The sequence below is a fragment of the Pseudomonas sp. BF-R-24 genome, from assembly GCF_019947335.1.
GTDB lineage: Bacteria > Pseudomonadota > Gammaproteobacteria > Pseudomonadales > Pseudomonadaceae > Aquipseudomonas > Aquipseudomonas jessenii.
Genome location: NZ_JAGYGG010000019.1, coordinates 1 through 21,369 on the forward strand (window position 1 = coordinate 1; position 21,369 = coordinate 21,369).

At 61.5% G+C, this 21,369-nt stretch carries 19 protein-coding genes; 7 read left to right on the plus strand and 12 right to left on the minus strand.

The annotated features are described in order from the left end of the window. Positions 1–1,215 (minus strand): acetyl-CoA C-acetyltransferase (locus KGA98_RS16285; RefSeq protein ID WP_223502797.1); only part of this gene is annotated, 1,215 nt, incomplete at its 3' end. Between the two features lie 223 nt (positions 1,216–1,438). Between KGA98_RS16285 and KGA98_RS16290 the strand changes: the two genes are divergently transcribed. Next, positions 1,439–2,791, plus strand: coding sequence for a 3-oxoacyl-ACP reductase (locus KGA98_RS16290; RefSeq protein ID WP_223502798.1), 1,353 nt, complete (start codon positions 1,439–1,441; stop codon positions 2,789–2,791). Positions 2,792–2,793: 2 nt separating this feature from the next. After that, the gene (locus tag KGA98_RS16295) at positions 2,794–3,648 is read left to right on the plus strand and encodes a MaoC family dehydratase (RefSeq protein WP_223502799.1); all 855 of its coding nucleotides are present in this window, start codon (positions 2,794–2,796) and stop codon (positions 3,646–3,648) included. A gap of 58 nt (positions 3,649–3,706) precedes the next feature. Here KGA98_RS16295 and KGA98_RS16300 read toward each other — a convergent pair whose 3' ends face one another. Beyond that, complete coding sequence (locus KGA98_RS16300) at positions 3,707–4,063, minus strand: DUF6124 family protein (protein WP_150813544.1); 357 nt, start codon at positions 4,061–4,063, stop codon at positions 3,707–3,709. Positions 4,064–4,926: 863 nt separating this feature from the next. Here KGA98_RS16300 and KGA98_RS16305 point away from each other — a divergent pair. Then, positions 4,927–5,082: a hypothetical protein gene (locus KGA98_RS16305; protein WP_223502800.1), complete on the plus strand. Its 156-nt coding sequence runs from the start codon at positions 4,927–4,929 to the stop codon at positions 5,080–5,082. After that, positions 5,079–7,847 (plus strand): ATP-binding protein, encoded by a 2,769-nt coding sequence (locus KGA98_RS16310; protein ID WP_223502801.1) that lies wholly within the window; start codon positions 5,079–5,081, stop codon positions 7,845–7,847. Before KGA98_RS16305 ends, KGA98_RS16310 begins: the two co-directional genes overlap by 4 nt. 108 nt (positions 7,848–7,955) lie before the next feature. On the opposite strand, the gene KGA98_RS16315 is transcribed toward KGA98_RS16310, so the two are convergent. The 4 genes from KGA98_RS16315 to KGA98_RS16330 are packed head-to-tail and all read right to left on the minus strand — an operon-like array spanning position 7,956 to position 10,247. Next, positions 7,956–8,519, minus strand: coding sequence for a DUF4136 domain-containing protein (locus KGA98_RS16315; protein ID WP_223502802.1), 564 nt, complete (start codon positions 8,517–8,519; stop codon positions 7,956–7,958). 55 nt (positions 8,520–8,574) lie between these two features. Further along, positions 8,575–9,183, minus strand: a complete 609-nt coding sequence (locus KGA98_RS16320; protein WP_057712147.1) for a DUF4136 domain-containing protein — start codon at positions 9,181–9,183, stop codon at positions 8,575–8,577. Between the two features lie 12 nt (positions 9,184–9,195). After that, positions 9,196–9,945 carry a methyltransferase domain-containing protein gene (locus tag KGA98_RS16325; RefSeq protein ID WP_008053922.1) on the minus strand — a complete coding sequence of 250 codons (750 nt, stop codon included), beginning with the start codon at positions 9,943–9,945 and terminating at the stop codon, positions 9,196–9,198. Continuing rightward, positions 9,945–10,247, minus strand: coding sequence for a MazG-like family protein (locus KGA98_RS16330; protein ID WP_090452931.1), 303 nt, complete (start codon positions 10,245–10,247; stop codon positions 9,945–9,947). Before KGA98_RS16330 ends, KGA98_RS16325 begins: the two co-directional genes overlap by 1 nt. 262 nt (positions 10,248–10,509) lie before the next feature. On the opposite strand from KGA98_RS16330, the gene KGA98_RS16335 reads away from it, so the two are divergent. After that, positions 10,510–10,803 (plus strand): hypothetical protein, encoded by a 294-nt coding sequence (locus KGA98_RS16335; RefSeq protein WP_057712150.1) that lies wholly within the window; start codon positions 10,510–10,512, stop codon positions 10,801–10,803. Between the two features lie 163 nt (positions 10,804–10,966). Next, positions 10,967–12,316 (plus strand): MATE family efflux transporter, encoded by a 1,350-nt coding sequence (locus tag KGA98_RS16340; RefSeq protein ID WP_223502803.1) that lies wholly within the window; start codon positions 10,967–10,969, stop codon positions 12,314–12,316. Positions 12,317–12,347: 31 nt separating this feature from the next. Here the strand turns inward: KGA98_RS16340 and KGA98_RS16345 are convergent, their stop codons facing one another. From KGA98_RS16345 to KGA98_RS16370, 6 genes are all read right to left on the minus strand, one after another. Beyond that, on the minus strand, positions 12,348–13,148 hold the full coding sequence (locus KGA98_RS16345; RefSeq protein ID WP_223502804.1) for a DUF4123 domain-containing protein: 801 nt from the start codon (positions 13,146–13,148) through the stop codon (positions 12,348–12,350). Further along, positions 13,145–14,464, minus strand: coding sequence for a type VI secretion system Vgr family protein (locus KGA98_RS16350; RefSeq protein ID WP_223502805.1), 1,320 nt, complete (start codon positions 14,462–14,464; stop codon positions 13,145–13,147). Before KGA98_RS16350 ends, KGA98_RS16345 begins: the two co-directional genes overlap by 4 nt. A 232-nt stretch (positions 14,465–14,696) precedes the next feature. Continuing rightward, positions 14,697–16,610 (minus strand): arginine decarboxylase, encoded by a 1,914-nt coding sequence (gene speA, locus KGA98_RS16355; RefSeq protein ID WP_057712154.1) that lies wholly within the window; start codon positions 16,608–16,610, stop codon positions 14,697–14,699. 219 nt (positions 16,611–16,829) lie between these two features. Further along, positions 16,830–17,201 carry a translation initiation factor Sui1 gene (locus KGA98_RS16360; protein WP_057712155.1) on the minus strand — a complete coding sequence of 124 codons (372 nt, stop codon included), beginning with the start codon at positions 17,199–17,201 and terminating at the stop codon, positions 16,830–16,832. A gap of 302 nt (positions 17,202–17,503) precedes the next feature. Further along, a complete protein-coding gene (locus tag KGA98_RS16365; RefSeq protein ID WP_057712156.1) occupies positions 17,504–18,061 on the minus strand; it encodes an NUDIX hydrolase in 558 nt (185 codons plus the stop codon). A gap of 3 nt (positions 18,062–18,064) precedes the next feature. Beyond that, positions 18,065–19,132: a DUF2333 family protein gene (locus tag KGA98_RS16370; RefSeq protein ID WP_057712157.1), complete on the minus strand. Its 1,068-nt coding sequence runs from the start codon at positions 19,130–19,132 to the stop codon at positions 18,065–18,067. A 486-nt stretch (positions 19,133–19,618) separates the two neighbouring features. On the opposite strand from KGA98_RS16370, the gene gcbA reads away from it, so the two are divergent. Further along, the gene (gene gcbA / locus KGA98_RS16375) at positions 19,619–21,289 is read left to right on the plus strand and encodes a diguanylate cyclase GcbA (protein WP_057712158.1); all 1,671 of its coding nucleotides are present in this window, start codon (positions 19,619–19,621) and stop codon (positions 21,287–21,289) included. The last annotated feature ends 80 nt before the right edge of the window (positions 21,290–21,369 follow it).

A 21,369-nucleotide genomic window follows, 5' to 3' on the forward strand; every position in this document is an offset into this window, starting at 1 on the left:
CCCCTTGCCCGCCGCATCCAGCAACTTCGCCAGGTTGGCGACGATGCGCCCGCCCGTGGCGGCAAACGGATGCCCCGCCGCCAGGGAGCTGCCCTTGACGTTGAGCTTGCTGCGGTCGATCGAGCCCAGCGCCGTATCGAGCCCGAGACGGGTTTTGCAGTACTCCGGATCTTCCCAGGCCTTCAAGGTGCACAGCACTTGCGCGGCGAAGGCTTCGTGGATTTCGTAGTAGTCGAAGTCCTGCAAGGTCAGGCCATTGCGCGCGAGCAAACGCGGTACGGCGTAGACCGGCGCCATCAACAACCCTTCGGCACCGTTGACGAAATCCACCGCCGCCGCCTCACCGTCACGCCAGTAGGCCAGAATCGGTAACCCGCGTGCCTTGGCCCATTCCTCGCTGCCCAGCAGCACCAGTGACGCACCATCGGTCAGTGGCGTGGAGTTGCCGGCGGTCAGGGTGCCCTTGGCGCTTTTCTCATAGGCCGGCTTGAGCGCGGCGAGCTTTTCCAGCGTGGAGTCCGGGCGCAGGTTGTTGTCGCGGGTCAGGCCCAGGAACGGTGTCATCAGGTCGTTGTGCCAGCCCTCGGCGTAGGACGCCGCCAGTTTCTGATGGCTTTCAAGCGCCAATTGATCCTGTGCCTGGCGAGGGATGTTCCAGGTCTGGGCCATCAGCTCGCAATGCTGGCCCATGGACAACCCGGTACGCGGCTCACCGTTGCGCGGGAATTCGGGGATCAGATGTTTGGGACGCAATTGCAGGAAGGTTTTCAGTTTGTCGCCGGTGGTTTTCGCGCGGTTGGCTTGCAGGAGGATTTTGCGCAGGCCCTCGCTGACACTGATCGGCGCATCCGAGGTGGTGTCCACGCCACCGGCGATGCCGCAATCGATCTGGCCCAGGGCAATCTTGTTCGCCACCAGCAGTGCCGCTTCCAGCCCGGTGCCGCACGCCTGCTGGATGTCATAGGCCGCAGTGGCGGGCGACAGTCGCGAACCCAGTACGCACTCGCGCGTGAGGTTCATGTCTCGCGACAACTTGAGCACCGCCCCGGCGACCACTTCACCAATGCGCTGGCCGTGCAGGTTGTAACGTTCGATCAGGCCTTCGAGGGCGGCGGTGAGCATCACCTGGTTACTGGCCGTGGCATAGGGGCCGTTGGAGCGGGCGAAGGGAATCCGGTTACCGCCGATGATCGCGACGCGGTGCAGTTGGGTCATGAAAAGCTCCTGACAAAAGACCTGATGTAAACACTAACCCCTGTGGGAGCGAGCCTGCTCGCGAAGAGGTCAGCACATGCAACATCGATGTTGGCTGATACACCGCCATCGCGAGCAAGCTCGCTCCTACAATGTAACCAAGCGTAGGCCTTATCTCGTGGATCGAACGACTGATCGCCATTCATGGTCCACACTTTGATCCCCAGCTTTCGGAGCGTGTTCCATGTCTGACCGCTATATCGACTTCGCCAATTCGTCCATCGGCCATCGCCTGGTCGGCGCCCTGGGGTTGCCGACACCGACCAGACTGGAGCGCTGGCAAGCGGGCCGGTTGCGACCTGTAGAAGGCGCTCTGCTGATTGGAGGCGGGCCGTTGGCCGAACACGTCAGCGCTTTCGCCAACCGTCTGACCGACGCAATCTACAGCTACGGCACCGAGCCTTCGATGGCCACGGCCTGGATTCCCGGCCATGGACCGAAACTCAAGGCCGTGGTGTTCGACGCCAGTGACCTGCTGCACACCGATCAGCTCAAGCAACTTCGCGAGTTTTTCCAGCCGCTGATGAAAAACCTCGACCACTGTGCGCACCTGGTGATTCTCGGGCGCGATCCGCAAACCTTGCGCGACCCGTTCGCCGCCAGTGCCCAGCGTGCCCTGGAAGGTTTCAGCCGCTCACTGGCCAAGGAGTTACGCAGCGGTGGCACCCTGCAATTAATCTACGTCGGTGAAGGTGCCGAGGGGCAACTGGAAGGCCCGCTGCGGTTTTTCCTCTCACCGAAAAGCGCCTTCGTGTCCGGGCAGGTCATTCGCTTGAATCCGTGTTTGACGCCCGTCACCGACTGGACACGCCCGCTCGCCGGGCGCAAGGCACTGGTCACCGGTGCGGCGCGCGGTATCGGTGCCGCCATTGCAGAAACCCTGGCCCGCGATGGTGCCGACGTCATCCTGCTCGACGTGCCGCCGGCCAAAACCGATCTCGAAGCCCTCGCCGCGCGCCTCGGCGGGCGCACCATCACCCTCGATATCTGCGCCGAAGACGCCGCCGCGCAGTTGATTGAACAACTGCCCGACGGGCTCGACATCGTGGTGCACAACGCCGGCATCACCCGGGATAAAACCCTGGCCAACATGACCCCGGAATACTGGGACGCGGTGCTGGCGGTCAACCTCAATGCGCCGCAAGTGCTGACCAAAGCCCTGCTCGACAGCGGCGCCCTGCACGACAACGGCCGGGTGATCCTGCTGGCGTCCATCAGCGGCATCGCCGGCAATCGCGGGCAAACCAATTACGCGGCGAGCAAGGCCGGGTTGATCGGATTGGCGCAAGCCTGGGCGCCGCTACTCCACGAGCGCAGCATCAGCATCAACGCCGTGGCACCGGGCTTCATCGAAACGCAGATGACCGCGCACATTCCCTTCGGCCTGCGCGAAGCCGGACGCCGCATGAGTTCGCTTGGCCAGGGCGGCCTGCCCCAGGACGTCGCCGAGGCCGTGGCCTGGCTCGCGCAACCGGGCACCGGCGCGTTTACCGGGCAAGCGTTGCGCGTATGCGGGCAAAGCGTTCTGGGGGCTTAAGGATGATCACCGACTGGCACACACTCAACCGCGAACCCGGCCTGCCGGGATTGTACGCACGAGCGGCGACACGGCGAAAAATCACGGGCACCACCCTACCCGATTCGGGTTTGCGTTGCTGGGTCGAAGCCGATCCCAAGCGCCTGGCGGCTTATCGCAAGGTCTGTGGTTTCGCCGACAACGGCCTGCTGCCACCGACCTACCCGCACATCCTCGGGTTTGCCTTGCAGATGCAACTGCTCACGACCAGGGACTTCCCGTTCCCGCTACTGGGCCTGATTCACCTGAGCAATCGCGTTCGTGTACTGCGTCCCATGGGTGGAGTGAATCGGGTGTGCGTCAGCGTGCAAGTGCAGAACCTGCAACCCCACGCCAAAGGCGCGACGTTCGATCTGCTGACCACCCTCGACGATCAGTTGGGGCCGTTGTGGGAAGCGGAAAGCCGGATGCTCTGTCGCGGCGTCAAACTCGAAGGTGAACCGCTCGAAGAGAGCCTGGTATCTAGCCTGGCCCTGAGCGAAGTCGAGCACTGGAAAGCGCCTTCGGACATCGGCCGGCAATACGCCAAGGTGTCCGGCGACTACAACCCGATCCACCTGAGCGCGGCCAGCGCCCGACTCTTCGGCTTCCCGACCGCCATCGCCCATGGCCTGTGGAACAAGGCGCGCACGTTGGCTGCGCTGGCCGGGCATCTGCCTGTAGCGAATGTCGAGATCGCGGTGCAGTTCAAGAAACCGGTACGGTTGCCCAGTGAGGTGACGTTACTGGCCAGTGCGCCAGGGCCGAGCGGGGATTTTCAGTTGGTGGGTGTCGGGGAGCTGGAGCATATGGTCGGGCATTGGCGGCCGGTTGCCTGATAAAGCTGATACCTCGACGTGGCGAGGGCGCTGGCTCCTCGCCACAAAAGCTCCGCGGTTAGTTTTGCGGATCGAGATTATCCAACGCCCGGTTCACCGCCAGCTCACCCAGCATGATCACCTGCGCAATCCCCAGCAGGGTGTTGCGCTGCGAGCCCTCCAGGAAACCTGCGAAATCACTCGCCATCACACTCGCCGACGCCAGCGACTCACAGGCGTGGGCCAGCAGGGTCTCGGTATCGATGTCCGGGGCGATGACGAACATAGTGCTGGGTTTGTGAACGGCAGGTGGCTTGGGCGGATTGAGGTAGTGATCGAGGGCGCGGTCGGCGGCTTCGTGGAATTTATTTGAGTGAGGGGATTGGTAGGGAGAAACGTCGTCGGTTTCGGGGGGATTTGGGGTGGGTTTGAACATGGTGAAGCTCCATTCTTGGATTTGGAGTTCGCCATCACTGCGACCATGCAGAAGGGTGGCGAACCGTACGCAGGTTGGTCGACCAGGGAATGGAAACCCGGCAGGGCTTAAGCCCTCCCACGCACAGCTCGCCATTAAGCAAGCACAAAAATGCCGCTCACGCGGCACTGTGCGCCATTCTAAACCCGGGCGACCAAACCCGATCACTGATTTTGCAGCGACCGACAAAGGCTAGAGATCGCGCTTCCGACGGACAACCTGAGAAACATGTCGGAGATTTCCTCGGGATCTGAGGAAAACTACACAGGAATGTGTTGGCTGAAAGGACGTCATCGCGAGCAGGCTCGCTCCCACAATTGGCTCGGGTACATCTGAAAGAAATGGGGCGGCTGTCAGACCGCCATCGCGAGCAAGCTCGCTCCCACAGAAGAGCAAAAACAGATCGGCGTACACAGACGCTTCTCACCACTCATCAGGCCGAGCGTTAGCTCGCCTGCAGCTCTTGATCTTGATCCACCCGCCCCCTCGGCAGGCTGAGCGAAGGTGTTCATCCGGGGACAGGCGCGCAGCGCCGTTCGACGCAGTCGAACTCATTGCATGCAGGTCGAAGCGAAGCCGACCGGAGGGCAATGCCCCCGGATGAATACCGCAGCGAAGGAACCCCGAGCCTAAGCGAGGGGCCGTACGTAAGGGGCGAGACCTTTTGGTTCCTTTTGGGGCGTTTGCCAAAAGGGACTCGCCGTAAGGGCGAAACCGCCAGCCGCCGTTACCGCAGCAATGGATATGTACACAACCCAAACCTCCGTTTTGGCGGAATGATTCTATGCTGACATTACTCAGTGATGGTCAAGGTAGACGCACTCATGAAAGCCAGCCTCCCCCACAAACAAAGAAGTGCCGCCGCGAATGAGTTCGCCCTGGGATTGCTGACCGCCGCCATTCATCTGAACCTGCCGGGCATCGGACAAGTACCGAATCTGCCGGCGACCCTCACGACCAGTGCGAGCCTGCAATTTTGAGTGCCGGGGACAAACTCTTCGGGCGCCTGCTCCATCGCCATCCGCCGCCCCCGCCGGAGCCGCAAGAGGCACCGCGGGTGCACAGTTTCGGATTGCAGATGCAGCTCAATGCCGAGGGGCGTGTCGTTCAACTGAGCGGTCCGCTGCGGCACTTGCTGGCCCAGCACCCCCCCAGCGAGCAGGCACCGCATCTGTTCGACTTCCTGTTGCCCCACAGCAGCCTCGTCATCGAAGGCTCGCCGGCGGACTGGCAGGGGCAAACCCTGGACCTGGACTTCTACAGCCTCAACGGCCCCCCGCTGCATTTGCGCGGCTGGGTGCAGCCCTTGGCCGATACCTGGTTGTTGCAGATGCTGGACATCGGCGACTTGCTGCTTGAGCGCCTGCAATCGCGCAACCGCGAACAATGCCAGGTGCTGGCGCAGCAAATCGCCGAACAGTTGCGCCTGTGCAGCCTGACGCGCCTGCCCGAGGTGCTGACCGAGCAACTGCAAAGCCTGGCCCAGCGTTTTCAGATCCCCTGCATTGCTCTCGCCTTGCTCGATGAGCAGGAACATGGTTGGCAGATTCACCAGCACTACGCCGCCCTGGATGCACCGCAACTGTGGCAAAACGGTCAACGCCTGGGTACGGGGCTGGACAGTTTGAGCGGCTCGGCACCGCAGCACCTGACCCCGCGCGAACACCCGCGCCTGCAAGGTACGTTCGGCAATACCGATGGCTTCGTCGTGCCCTATCATGATGCGCAAGGGGTGGTCGCCTGGATGCTGTGCGGTTTCTACACGGCGCAAAAACGCGCCCCCGATGTCACGGAACGCGACTGGCTACAAATCACCGCCGCGCTCGCCAGTCCCTTGCTCGGGCGCCTGCGCGAGCACCGGCATCACCTGCAACTGGAACGCCTGGAATCGCTGCAAGCCTTGCTGGGAACAGGCTGGTGGGAAGTTTTCAGCGACAGCGACGAGGTTCAGTTGGCACCTTCGCTGGCCACTACCCTGAACCTTGGAATGTCGCGTTTATCCATGCAGGACTGGCTCGATCAGGTGTATCCCGCCGACCGCGAAGAGCTGCGCATCTGCCTGCAAGACTTGCAGGAGACTGGCACTCCCCTGCTGCTGTGCGTGCGCCTGTATCGCCCCTACGGTGCGCCCGCACCCGCCTGGTATCGCCTGCAAGGCCAGGCGCTGGGCGCGGGAAAAAACCGTCGTCTGGTGGGGTTCATGCTCGACATCAGCGACATCAAGAACCAGGAACAGAGCGCCATCGCCGCCCATGCACGCCTGGACAATCTGATCGCCAGCTCTCCGGCGGTGATTTACGTACAGCGCTATGTCGACGGTGCGTTGCACCCGGTGTTTTTCAGCGACAGCCTGTTGCCACTGCTCGGCTGGACCCTCGCCGACTGCGCACCCGGGGCGCTGGTGGAGCGGGTACATCCCGACGACCGACTGCAGTATTTCGAGCGCACGCGGCTGTTGCTGCGTGAAGGCTCGGTGCGTGCCCGCTATCGGTTGCGTGACAGTCACGGCGACTATCACTGGCTGCTGGATGAAGCGAAGTTGTTGCGCAACGACCTCGGCCTGCCGGTGGAAGCCGTGGGCCTGTGGCTGGACATCACCGAAGCGACCCTGGCCACCGAACAGGTCAGGCAGAGTGAAGAACGCTACCGGATGTTGGTGGAAGACTCGCCGGCGATGATCTGCCGCTACCAGCCGGACTTGACCCTGACCTTCGGCAACCGCCCGCTGGCCACCTGTCTGGAGTTGGCGCCCGAACAATTGCCGGGGGTGAATCTGGGCGACTGGATGTCCGGGGAACAGCGCACTGCATTCATCCAGCGGCTGAACCGACTGAGCCCCGAGTTTCCGGTCAGCACCGCCGAGATCAACCTGCAACTGCCCGGCCGCGAACACGCCTGGTGGATCTGGTCCGATCGTGGGGTGTTCGATGAACAGGGCCGGTTGCTCGAGGTCCAGGCCGTGGGGCGCGACAACACCGAGGTGAGGCGCGCGCAGCAGCAGCTCACACAAAGCGCGAAAATGGCCACCCTCGGAGAAATGGCCACCGGCCTGGCCCATGAGATCAACCAGCCGCTGAACGTGATGCGCATGGCTATCGTCAACGTACTCAAGCGCCTGAACAACGGCGACGTACAGGTCGATTACCTGATCGACAAGCTCACGCGCATCGACACGCAAGTGCAGCGCGCCGCGCGGGTGGTGGACCACATGCGGGTGTTCGGCCGCCGCTCGGAAACCGAGCAGCAACCGTTCAACCCGGTCCAGGCCATCGAAGGCACGCTGTCACTGTTGTCCGAGGACCTACGCGACAAAGGCGTCGACCTGCGCATCAGCGAGACCGGTTTTGAGGTGCAGGTGCGCGGCCATGTCGATCAGCTTGAACAGGTACTGATCAACCTGATGGTCAACGCTCGGGACGCGTTGCTCGGCAAGCGCGAAACCCTGCCCGGGTTCAAGCCGTGGATTTCGCTGTACACCGAACGGGATACACACTCGGTACGCCTGTGGGTCGAGGACAACGGCGGCGGTATCGACCCGCGTTTGCTGGAGCGGATTTTCGAGCCGTTCTTCACCACCAAACCGGTGGGCTTCGGCACCGGTCTGGGGCTCTCGGTGAGCTATGACATTGTCGAGAACATGGGCGGCAAGCTGAGCGTCAGGAACTCCACCGAGGGTGCGCGTTTCTGCATAGAACTGCCGATTGTGCTGCCGGATCAGATCACCAGGGATGGGCGTCCCGAGTGACAACGGAGGTTGGCACCCACCTCGACTTTGTTCAGGTCGATCCCCAGGCTCGCCAGTGCCAAGCATAAAAACCCCTGTAGGGCACAGGGGTTGAGAGACTGGCTGACTCTAGGATGCGTGCGGTGGGTAGTTGGCCAATATCCGCGTGACTGTTTCCCAGATGGCATCGCGACGATCCGTCGGGTTCGGCGTGCGGCTGAGTATCTGTTCGTCACTGCCACGCCACACCAGTTTGCCGTCCTTGCCATCGAGCAGGTCGATCTGGATGGTCGCCACTTTGTAGCTGACGTTGCGGGTTTCGTTATACATAGGGGCGCCGTAGTAGCCATACCACGGGTTACCCCAGCCGCCACCGTAATTGGTGGTCACCTGTTGTTGCCGCTCTTCGACAATCAGGTAGGTCTGCACATTCAAATCGCCCTTGACGCCTGCGGCGGCCGGGCGCAGACCGCGCTGATCCAGTTGATCGGCAACCGCCTGACGGATGCGCTGTTCGGTCAGGTCGCTCTTGATCCGTGGATCGTCGGGACGGTATTGCAGGGCGGGTTCTTTCCAGGTCCAGCTGCGATAGGCAGCAAAGTCGCGGCTGGCGTCGAAGTCATGATTGACCTGGTTGGCGGCGCAGGCACTGAGCAGCGCGGCCACTGCCAGTAAAACAAAACGGCGGAACATGATGAGTCTCCGGTTGAAGGCATGATCCTGCGGAATGCTTCTTATCTACAAGAAGCTAACTAGGAGGATACGCCGACATTGCCTTTTTCACAGCCTCCCGTATGGCATCGGCCCGCTCGCTTTCGCTGCCCCGGTTGCCGGTTTCAGCGCTGGAGCTCCACACCGGCTGGCCGCTCCTGGCGTCAAACATATCCACCTGAACCACCACGACTTGCTCCTGATAGGTACGAACGACAGGTACGGTGGCGTACCCGCCATATCCAGGGCCGTAGCCGTTGTAGCCACCATAACCGCCGCCGTAATAGTCGTCCTGTACCTGGCGCAAACGGGTTTCCAGGCGCAGGTCGGCGCTGACAAACAGGTCGGCCGGGCGATTGTCGTGCAACGGGCGCAAGCCGCGTTGATCCAGCGCATTGCTGACCGCTTCGGCGATCTGTGCCGAGTCGGCCCAGGCGGTGCCCGGTGGCAGATGCCCGTCGAGCCAGGCCCAACTGCGGTAGCGCCCATAGTCACGGGGGGCTGCCGGGTAAGCGCTGCGGTCAAAGGTGTTGGCGGCCTGGGGCGGCGCCGGTGGCAATGGGTTGGACGTGGCGACATAGGGGTTGCTGCCCTGACAGGCCGCCAGCCCCAGGCAGAACACCAGTACACCTGAATGACTTTTCATTGCGTGCTCCGATCAGACAGGCCGACAGATCCAGTGCAAGTAACGTCCAAGCCCGGCAAAGCTCGGATGACGACGGTGGGCCAGTTCCATTTCCAGCAGATCCGCCAGCTCGGCGCGGGCCTGGAATTCCACCGGCATGTAATCGTGGAAAACCCGCACGCCACTCATGGTTTCGACCTGCCACAGACCTTCAAGTTGCGCCGCCAGCTCACGCGGATCAAGGGGCTGTTGCGGGGTCAGGCTCTGCTTTTCGCCGGCCATGTCGTTCTTGCGCATCTTGCGGAAATGCCCCTTGAGCAAGTTGCGATATATCAGCGCGTCACGGTTGTAGAACGCCAGGGACAGCCAGCCGTCAGCCTTGGTCAGCTGATGCAGCACCGGCAGGATGGCGTGAGGTTCGGCCAGCCATTCCAGCACGGCGTGGCACAACACCAGGTCGTAGGGTTCGGTGAGTTGCCCGAGCAGCTCCTGCCAGGGTGCCTGAATGAACGTGGCGCTCTGCCCTGCTTCGGCAAAACGCTGGCGGGCGCCTTCGAGCATCGGCTCGGCAGGCTCGGCGAGGGTCACCTGATGGCCGCGCTGTGCCAGCCACAACGACATGTGGCCAAGCCCGGCGCCGATATCGAGCACGCGCAGCGGCCGGTCGGGCAAGATTTCGGCCAGATCGGCCTGCAACACCGCCAGACGGATCGCGCCTTTGGCACCGCCGTAGATTTTTTCGGCGAAACGGGTCGCCAGTTGATCGAAATGACGGTCGCTCATCAGCTGAACCTCCGTTCGCTGTCCGCCAGTTTGCTGCGCACCACGGCGTCCATGTCCAGGCCCAGTTCACCGCACAGCAGCAATAGATAAAGCACGATGTCACCGACTTCCTGCCCGGCGTGGGCGAGTTTGTCCGCCGGCAACTGGCGTGACTGGTCTTCGGTCAGCCACTGGAAAATTTCCACCAGCTCGGACATTTCCACGCTCGCGGCCATGGCCAGGTTTTTCGGGCTGTGAAATTGCCGCCAGTCATTGCGGTCACGGATGGCGTGCAGGCGTTCGGTCAGTTCAACAAGGTTCATCGGGCTCTCCTGAAGGCGTATAGCTTCGGGGGGATCACAGGTGAAGGCAAGTGACAAAGTTGGAGCGGTTGGCATTGTTTTTTTGTGGGAGCGGGCTTGCTCGCGAAAGCTGACTGATAGTCAACATTGATGTTGAATGTCATGACGCCTTCGCGAGCAAGCCCGCTCCCACAGGTATTGTGCAACCCTCTATGCTTGTGGGAACTCGGCAGCAAGATCGACAGCCCAAGACTCAATTCTCTTTAAACAGGACGTTCACTTCATGCAGGTAGAAGGTTTTTCCGAATGGCTCGGCCAGGTACTCGGCTCGATCATCCGCTTCATCGTTGATGGCCTCAGTGGTCTGTTCAATCTGTTGAGCAACGCCAGCAGCAATTTCATCGAAGGCCTGTCCCAGGCGCTGGGCATGGATACATCGGTCATCAGCATCGTGACCTTGATCCTCGGCCTGATCCTGCTGTGGTCAGCGATCCGCGCCTTTCTCAATGCGTCGTTCATCATGGGTTTCATCTGGTTGGTGCTGGGGCTGTGGTTGCTCAGCTGGATCATCCACTGACACCACACAAATCACTGTGGGAGCGGGCTTGCTCGCGAAGACGGCAGGTCAGTCGAGTCATTATTGACTGGACGACCGCTTTCGCGAGCAAGCCCGCTCCCACAATTGATCGCGGCTCGCCCTCGATGTGCCGCTACAATGCCCGCTCCTCCAAGGAGCCTGCATGTCCAACCTGACCGCCGACTGGCGCGACCGCCCTACCCATCGCCGGGTCTGGGCACTCGCCGCGCCGATGATTCTCTCGAACATTTCCGTACCGCTGGTGGCATTGGTCGACAGCACCGTCATCGGTCACCTGCCCCACGCCCATCAACTCGGCGCCGTCGCGGTCGGGGCCAGTCTGTACACCTTCCTTGCCTGGGCCATGGGCTTTCTGCGCATGGGCTCCACCGGGTTCGCCGCCCAGGCAGCGGGGCGTGGGGATGGTGCCGCCTTGCGGCAGATTCTGTTGCAAGGCCTGCTGCTCGCCATCGGCCTGGCCGTGGTCCTGGGTGCGGTGGGCGTGCCTTTGAGCGGGGTCGCGTTGCATTTCATGCAACCGTCGGCTGAGCTCGATCAGCTGACCCGCGAGTTCTTCCATACCCGCCTGTTCGGCCTGCCGGCGGCGCTCGCCAGTTATGCCCTGGTCGGCTGGTTCCTCGGCACCCAGAATGCCCGGGCACCCCTGGCGATTTTGCTGAGCACCAACCTGGTCAACATTGCCCTGAACCTGTGGTTCGTCCTCGGCCTGGAATGGGGCGTGGTCGGTGCTGCCCGGGCCTCGGTGATTGCCGAATGGACCGGCGCACTGATCGGCTTGCTGATGACTCGCAAAGCCCTGCGCGCCTACCCCGGGCATATCGTCTGGGCGGCATTGGCGCTGTGGCAGAGTTGGCGGCCATTGCTGGCGGTCAACCGCGATATCTTCATCCGCAGCCTGGCACTGCAATCGGTGTTCTTCCTGATCACGGTGCAAGGCGCACGGCTTGGCGACGCCACGGTCGCGGCCAACGCTCTTTTGCTCAATGGCCTGCTGCTGACCGCCCACGCCCTCGATGGCCTGGCCCACGCTGTCGAAGCCCTGTGCGGACATGCTCTTGGCGCCCGTAACCGCGATGCCCTGCGCCGTTCATTGGTAGTGGCCGGTGGCTGGTCGTTGCTCGCAAGCCTGGGCTTTGCCGCGCTGTTTCTGTTCGCCGGGCATCTGTTCATCGAGATGCAGACCGACATTCAAAGTGTGCGCGACACCGCGTTCATCTACCTGCCCTACCTCGCCGTACTGCCGCTGATTGCCGTCTGGAGTTACCTGCTCGACGGCCTGTTCATCGGCGCCACCCGCGCCCGGGAGATGCGCAACGGCATGCTGCTGACCGTGGCGCTGGTGCTGCCTTTCAGCTGGGCACTGCAAGGCGGGGGCAACCATGGCCTATGGATAACCTTTCTGTTGTTCATGCTGCTGCGCAGCCTGACCCTTGGCATGATCGCCTGGCGCCTGCGCCGTAACGATGGCTGGTTCGCCGGCGGTATTCACTGATCGGGCGTGGCCCCGACAATCAATTTCGACCTCATGGCCAGGGTGGATCGTTCTGCCACCGGTTTCGCAGGTGATCGAGGCGTTCCTGTTGAGTTCCGCCCGGCAACGGCTGCACGGGCACCGCGTCGGGATACTGCAGGCGTAGCCATATCCAGCCATCAAGCACCGGGCGCTCGCTGAACCCCAGCGCGATCCCCTCCTGCACATGAGCCCACAGACGGGGGAAATCGACACCGGTGGATCGGTTCCAGCGCCAGGCATGCTGCTCGAGCAGGCAGGCTTGCAATTTTCCCTGCTGTCCAACGCTGAGGCTTTCCTCGACTGCCAACGGGCTGACCGACAACCCCGGGCTGGACAAGCGCTGCCAGCCCTCACACCCCATCGCGCGGTCGGCCCAACTACCGCCGAACCAGCGTAACTGGTGGATAGGTCCTAGCCAGCGACTCAGTTCAACCGCATCGCAGGCATCGAAAAAGTAACTGGCCGTGGTTGGGTTGTAGTAACTCAGAAGGGCCCGATGCAGGCCAAGCGTGACCGTGAGCATGCGCCGCAAATGCGCCAGCAACGACGAAGCGCCCGCCTCGCTGACCACCAGCAATCCGGGCCAGCGTTTTCCGTCGACGATGCATAAATCGGCCAGTGCCGGGCAGGTGCGCAGATCGACCAGGACCGGCCCCTGTTCATGCAGCGCATGCCACTCCGTGCCTTCGAACAACCCGAACCATCGGGCCTGGACAAACATTTGCCGAAGTGTGACACCCGCCTGCGGCGTGCCCGGCACATCCAGCAACAGCCACTGCGGGGGTGCCTCGGGCGTACGTGTGGCAATCATGCTCCAGAGCTCTGGCCAAGCTGCGTCGCCAGACGACAGGTGCACAAAGCCTGTGCGCAATGGTTGAAGCTGCCGCCACCGGGTAGCAGGCACAACATCAGCAATGGCTCCCCCGAGCGCAACCATTGCTCCAGGCCCTCATCATGGGTGCAGCCGGGCTGGGGGGTGTCGGCGTCCGTCACCTCGACCGTTGCCGGCGCATGCAGTACCCCGGTTATCTGCGGTTGATCGGGATCGCCCTCGACAAAACCCACGACCACCTCGGTCCCTTCCCGTATCGGCGTGAACGTCGAGGCCTGCAACTGCCTGGCCAGGGGCAGCCAGCAATGACTGGGCGTCGCCCCTTCGCCCTGATAAAGCCAGTCGAATTGCACCGGTACCGGCCTTTGCGGGTCAGGGCTTGGCTCATCGACCTCGACGACCCACGCCCGTTGCGGGCCATGCATCCTTGGTTCGATCGTCACACAGGGCGGTTTGATGGGTGCCGGCCAGTGCAGGGCACGGGCCTGGTTGTGGTAAGGCGTCGTCGTATCCTGGCTGCCCCAATGCTCAACGCTGGTCAGCAGCCAGAGCCGATTGCAATCGGCAACCGGATGACCGGACAGCGGCATCAGTCGACCGCTGCGCAAGGTTGCCAGGTCCGTCCGGCATTCGGCGCACTGCACGGCCGTCCCACCGCTACGCCGACGTTCGAATTGCCGCACCGCCGGTCGATCGCCCTCGCTGCGCAATACCACAGGTTCACCGGTTGGAAAATGCTGCCGGTCATCACCAAACACCACACAGTGCCCGCGGGCCCGGTGTTCGAAGTGGTAGTGAAGCCCCTCCTGGGCGCACAGTCGCTGGAGAAATTGCAGGTCTGACTCTCGATATTGTGTGCAAAAATCCCGGGGCGGGTATTGGCCACTCAGCTCCAGACGTCGATCCTTGCCGGTAATGCCGTGCTCCTTGAGGACCTGGTCAAGGATTTGCGGCACTGATCGGGCACTGAAGATTCGCTGGCTGAAGCGCTGGGCCAGGCAAGCCAGTTTTGGCCCCAGGCGCACCTGGCAGAGTCGGGGTCCGCTGGCGTGGTCACGCTGGACGAGCTCATGCAATTGTCCATGCACGTAGCTTCCGGCTGGTCCGAAATGCAACGAGGCAGGGCGATACAGCAAACTGGCAAGGTCAAGCACCGGGTCTTCGATCAGCAGTTCCAGGTCGAACACGAACGGCTCGCTGATGGCTTCTCTGCCGGTAAAGACCAGGACCTCTAAGGAATCGGGCAGACCTGCTACATCCAGACGAAATGACGGTTCGCTGACTGGAATGAACATCGGCGTTTCTCTACAGGAGGGGCGGCCGGGGATTCTCGCTGAGAGACATGGCCGAGTAGAGTGCCGAAATACAAATTAGGAAATAACCTACGCGAAAAGAAGACCAAATGCGTTGGGTCGTCGAAGATGCTGGAAATTTCGCCTGGAACAGGAGAATTGCCGCACCAGGTCATCTGAAATTTCCGCAGCGAACGGTAAATTTTCAGACGACCTGATGAGCGTGACGCTTACCTCAGGAAGACAGGTAAGACGAACGGGTCAGCCCCAGACGCAAGGCATCGAGGAACTGCGTGCGCTCGGTTGCGCTGATGCGGGCACTGGCGCACTTGTCGCGGTAGTGGGTCATCAGTTCTTCCGGCGACAAGTGCACGTAACGCAGCATGTCTTCGATGGTGTCGTGGGTTTCGATACCGGCGTGGTACACGCTGCCATCGGCGTTCTGGTAGATGTTCACCGAATCGGTATCGCCGAACAGGTTGTGCATGTCGCCAAGAATTTCCTGGTAGGCACCGACCAGGAACACACCCAGCAAGTAGTCCTCACCTTCTTTCAACGCGTGCACCGGCAAGCTGGTCTCGATGCTCTGCTCGTCGACGTACTGGTTGATCTTGCCGTCGGAGTCACAGGTCAGGTCTTGCAGTACCGCACGACGCAGCGGCTCTTCATCGAGACGGTGCAGCGGGATGATCGGCAGGACCTGGTCGATGGCCCAGGTGTCCGGCAGGCTCTGGAACACCGAGAAGTTGCAGATGTACTTGTCGGCCAGCTTGTCGTTGAGTTCGTCCAGCACCTGACGGTGGGAACGCTGGCGTGCCTTCAACGAGTTGTGCAGGCGACGGCACACGGCGAAGTAGCACTGCTCGGCCAAGGCTTTCTCGGCCAGGGTCAGCTTGCCGTCGGCGTACTGGGAGGCAACATCACTCATGTAGTGCGTGGCGCGCCAGTAGGTTTCGGTGACCATTTCGATGTCGGTCGGACCCAGCAGGTCCACCAGCCACTGCACGGTTTCCGGCAGCGCTTCCTTGTTCTCGATCTGCGGCACGTCGTCGTTGTGTTTCTCGACGTCGGTCACCTGGATCACCAGCATCGCGTGGTGCGCGGTCAGGGAACGGCCGCTTTCGGAGAAGATGTTCGGGTGCGGCAGGCTCTGCGCATCGCAGAATTCCTTGAGCATCCCGACCACGACACCAGCGTAGTCGTCCATGTCGTAGTTGATCGAACTGGCATTACGCGAGTGCGTGCCGTCGTAGTCCACGCCCAGGCCACCGCCGACGTCGATGTGATCCACCGGAAGGCCGAGGTTGCGCAATTCGCCGTAGTAACGGATCGCTTCCTTGAAACCGTGCTGGTAGTCAGCGAGGTTGGCGATCTGCGAGCCCATGTGGAAGTGCAGCAGGCGAATGCCCTGGTCCAGGCCCGCCGCGCGGAAACGCTCGACCACCGACAGCAGTTGCGCCGCCGACAGGCCGAACTTGGATTTTTCACCGCCGGTGTCCGCCCACTTGCTCGAGGCCAGGGACGACAGGCGCACGCGCAGGCCGACCTGAGGCTTGACCTTGAGCGAAGCCGCTTCCTCGATCACCAGGCCGACTTCGGATTCTTTCTCGATCACGATGAACACGTTGTGGCCGAGCTTCTGGCCCATCAGCGCCAGGCGAATGAACTCGCGGTCCTTGTAGCCGTTGCAGACGATGGTGCCGCCCTTCGGCGCCAGTGCCAGCACCGCCAGCAGTTCAGGCTTGGAGCCGGCTTCCAGGCCGATGGAAACGTTCTGGGTGGCGATGATGTTTTCGATCACCGCTTCCTGCTGGTTCACCTTGATCGGGTACAGCGCGGTGTACTTGCTCTGGTATTCCAGACGCTCGATGTTGGCGTCGAATGCGCCGGTCAGCTGACGCACGCGGTCTTGCAGGATGTCCGGGAAACGGACCAGCAATGGCAAGGACAGGCCGCTTTTGCGCAGCTGGTCGACTTGCTCGTACAGGTCGATAGGCGAGCTGCTCGGACCGTTCGGACGAACTTCGACGCGACCGGCGTCATTGATCGCGAAATACCCGGCCCCCCAATGGCGAATCCCGTAAACACTGCGGCTGTCCGCAACTGTCCATTGGCTGCCATCGTCTTTGCGTGTGCGTCGTACGGACATCGAAGTCCCCTATAAAGAAGTCATAGTGCGTCGCCTGGGTTCAGGCCGGCGCAGTCTAAAGAATGAAAATGACGGTTCGTCAACGAGGCAATAGACCCCGCCGACCGCAGTGAGTTTAGATACCGGTCATGAACAGGCTCTGTGAAAACCATGTAGACGATGCCGGACCTGAATGTCATCAGGACCGGATCAAGCCGAGGGTGGTTTTCACAGAGGCTGCTAGCCGCCGGACTTCTTCGCTTTGAAACCGAGCTTGATCAGTTCTGCCAAGAGTAGCTCGACATGATCGCCCTGGATTTCGATGACACCGTCTTTCAGCGCCCCACCGGTACCACAACGTTTCTTCAACGTCGTGGCCAGGTCCTTGAGCGCGTCTTCAGCCAACGGCACGCCGGTGATGGTGGTCACCGTCTTGCCGCCACGGCCCTTGCTTTCGCGACGCACGCGAGCGATGCCGTCGCCGGCCGGGATAACGGTCTGTCTGCAGATGCAGGCGTCCACCGGTTTACTGCATTCCGGGCAATGACGACCTGCGTCGGTGGAAAATACCAGGCCGCCCAAGGCGGCGAAGGATGCGGCTTTTTTGGCCACCGGCAATCCTCTTCGGAGGACAAAGACTGGTCGCAGCACTTGGGAAGGCTATCGACCGCGAAGCCCCACTCAGGCAGGGGCAGCGCTACTGAAACGGTACGACATTCATTTCACTGCAGGAGCGAGCTCGCTCGCGATGAACTCAAAAGCGACGCGTTCATTCTGGATGCCCGCGTTATCGTTGACGTCCATCGCGAGCGAGCTCGCTCCTACAGCAACAACCAGCAATACCGGTTCAGTTTAAAAAGGTCGCGCAGTGTAACGGCAAAAACGCCGATTGCTAAGAGCCAATCGGCGCCAATTTATAGCTGTTTTGCGACGTCGATCCGGCGTGAGCGCAAATAGCGCTTCAACGCGGCCAGAGAGTCCGGGCAATAAGGCTTTTGCTCGATTTCCAGCATGACCTGATCGATGGGGATAAAGCGCGCTTCGAGCACCTCTTCCGGTTGCAGGATCAACGGGCCGTCCCACACCGCCGAGAACGCCGAACACCACAGGCGATTGCCGGTGTCCTCAAAGTAAAAGTGGTCATGGGCGGTCAGTTCCACGCCACTCACGCCCAGTTCTTCCTCCAGCTCCCTTGCCGCCGACTCGGCATAAGTTTCACTGGCGAGCACCATGCCCCCCGCCGCCACGTCCCAGAAACCGGGATAGATTGCCTTGCTCAGGGTGCGGCGATGCACGCACAGCTCGCCAGCGGAGTTGAACAACATAATGTAGGTGCCGCGCCCGATCAGCCCGCGCTCGCGCAAATCGGAACGGACCAGGGCGCCGAGCAGGTTGTCCTGCTCGTCAACCCAGGCGATCTGTTCGGCATCGGAAGCCGCACGGTGCGCGGCTTCCCTGGCATTATCGACCATGACTCAGCCCTGATTGAGCAGTTGACGCAAATCGATCACCGCCGCGTTGGCCCGGGAAATGTAGTTGGCCATGACCAGCGAGTGGTTGGCCAGTACGCCGAAGCCACTGCCGTTGAGGATCATCGGACTCCACACCGGCTCCTGCGACGCTTCCAGTTCACGAATGATCTGGCGCACGCTGACCGTGGCGTTCTTCTTGGCCAGCACATCGGCGAAGTCGACTTCAATGGCGCGCAGCAAATGCGAGAGAGCCCAGGCCTGGCCGCGAGCTTCGTAGAACACGTTGTCGATCTGCAGCCATGGGGTTTCGACGATTTCCTCATCGACTTGCGGCGCCACACCCGGCGTCACCACCTCGGTCTTCAGCGCAGTGTTGAGCTTGACCCGGCCCACACTGGCCGACAGTCGTTGCGACAGCGAACCCAGACGGGTGCCGACATCACCCAGCCAGTTGTTCAGGTTGTCGGCACGGGCATAGAACAGCGCGCTCTTCTGGTTAGGATCGGACAGTCGCGCCTGATAGCGGCTCAGGGAATTGATGCCTTCCTGGTACTCGGACTCACTGGATGGCAGCACCCAGCTCTTGTTGTCGAAGTTGAAACGCGGCTCGGCCTTGGCCAGGTCGGCGTCTTCGGCGGACTGCGACTGCGAACGGGCGAAGTCTTTACGCAGTGCCCGGCTCAGGTCGCGGACCTGCACCAGCACGCCATATTCCCAGCTCGGCATGTTGTCCATCCACAGGCCTGGCGGGAATCGGTCGTTGGAAATATAGCCGCCCTGCTTGGTCAGCAAGGTGCCGGCAACGGTCTTGAGGGTTTCCACCGTGGTGTAGCCGACGACCATCTGCTTGCCTTCTTTCTCGGCCGCCAGTTGAGCGGTTTGCTGGACCGGGAACAGCGCCGGCTCCTGGCTCCAGTACCAGCCCAGGACACTCGCCACCAACAGGTAGATGCCCAGCAGAGTGGCCAGCGCCCGGCTGAACAACAGACCACCCAGATAACTGCGGGTCTCCGACTTCGGTTCAGCGGCACGTTCAGGCGCACTGTCTGTGCGGTTCTTCCAGTCCAGCATGGCGATATCCTTTCAAGCTCTTGAGTTCAACGGTTCGACCACAACCATACAACAACGTGCCTTGGCCCGGCACCCGCCATCGCACCGATGCGGAAAATTACCGGGCCGGCGGATCAAAAGAACGTCTGTGCACCCGGCGACGCTGCGACCCTCAAAATCCCCCCTAATGGTTTGGATTGCCACCCTAAGGGAATCCCCGACCCTCTAAAGCCCAAAAAAACGGGCCGATCAGCACTGGCAAAAAAATCATGAATGGCCGGCGTTCCGTCACTCGTCCATTTCCACACCACGCCTGCCAAGTGCCCTGATTCAGGTACTTCGCCCCTTAAAACCGCGACTTGAAAGGCTAGAACAAGACCGGCCAGTCACAAACTGAATAAAGACACATTGCAGATTATTGACGTACAGCACTCATGTAATGGAAAAGTGGTGCTAGCATAGAGCCACCACTCGACCTCAGTGTGCACCCTAACTAGTAGTCAGGATATGACCGAGCCAGAAGACCCCAGCCGCGAGCGCCTCAAGCACCACTTTGCCCAGCGGGTAATTCATCAGGCTCGTCAGATTCTTGAGATATGGCAGCGCCTGCAACGCAGTGAGTGGTCCACCGCCGACCTTTCGGAACTGAGCGAGGCCAATCTGCGCCTGCTGCGTTTCGCCGAGCGTTTCGAACAACCGGAACACTCGCAACTGGCACGCCACATCGGTCAGTCACTGGAAGCGGTCGACGCCAATCGCGGACGCCTGAGCAGTGGCCTGATCACCGATCTCAACCGCTTGATGCAGCGCCTGTCACGCACCGGCCTGCGCCATGGCGACCAACTCGATCAAACCTTTCTGCCGCCGCTGCGCAAGCCCATCTACGTGATGTTGCAGGATCACGACCGCGCCGAGCGCCTGGCCAAACAACTGGAATTCTTCGGCCTCAGCGCCCAGTCCCTGGACAGCGTAGACGCGTTTCGCTCATCGATGGTCGAGCGCATGCCGGCGGCGATTGTCATGGACGTGGACTTTAGTGGCACCGGTGTCGGCCTGAAACTGGCCGCCGAAGCCCAGGAAGGCCTCGATCATCAGCTGCCGCTGCTGTTCTTCAGCCTGCACGAAACCGACACCCCGACCCGCCTGGCCGCCGTGCGTGCCGGCGGCCAGGAATTCCTTACCGGCACCCTCGAAGCGTCGAGCCTGCTGGAGAAGATCGAAGTCCTGACCTGCGTTGCCCAGTACGAGCCTTATAAAGTGCTGATCATCGACGACTCCCGCGCCCAGGCCTTGCACACCGAGCGCCTGCTCAACAGCGCCGGGATCGTCACCCGCACGCTCATCGAGCCGATCCAGGCCATGGCCGAACTGGCGGACTTCCAGCCGGACCTGATCATCCTCGACATGTACATGCCGGCCTGCACCGGTACGGAACTGGCCAAGGTGATCCGCCATAACGACCGTTACGTCAGCGTGCCGATCATTTACCTGTCGGCCGAAGACGACCTGGACAAGCAGCTCGACGCCATGAGCGAGGGCGGCGACGACTTCCTGACCAAACCGATCAAGCCCCGGCACCTGATCACCACCGTGCGCAACCGCGCGGCCCGGGCACGCAACCTCAAGGCACGGATGGTCCGCGACAGTCTCACCGGGTTGTACAACCACACGCATATCCTGCAATTGCTCGAAGACTGTTCGTTCCGCGCCCGCCGCGAAAGCAAGCCGCTGAGCTTTGCCATGCTCGACATTGACCACTTCAAACGGGTCAATGACAGCCACGGCCACCCCATGGGTGACCGGGTGATCAAGAGCCTGGCGCTGTTTCTCAAGCAACGCCTGCGCAAAACCGACTTCATCGGCCGCTACGGTGGCGAAGAGTTCGCCATCGTCATGCCGGATACCGATATCGAAGCGGCCTACAACGTGCTCGATGAAATCCGTCAGCGCTTTGCCGAGATTCACTATCCCGCGCAACCCGAGGATCTGTGGTGCACCTTCAGTGCCGGAGTGGTTGAGCTTTGCGAAAGCTCCGACAGCCTGATGATGGCCAACCAGGCGGACGAAGCGCTGTATCGCGCCAAACACGGCGGACGCAATCGCGTACAGGGCGCGCGCACATCAAAGCAAAGTGCCACTTTTTTATCGGAATCGACCGATACGGTCATAACCCTGTAACAGAAACGCAATAACTTCAGGCACTTACCATTTCTGCCGTTGGTAGTCCGTAATGCGCCTGAAGCTGCTGACCAATCTCA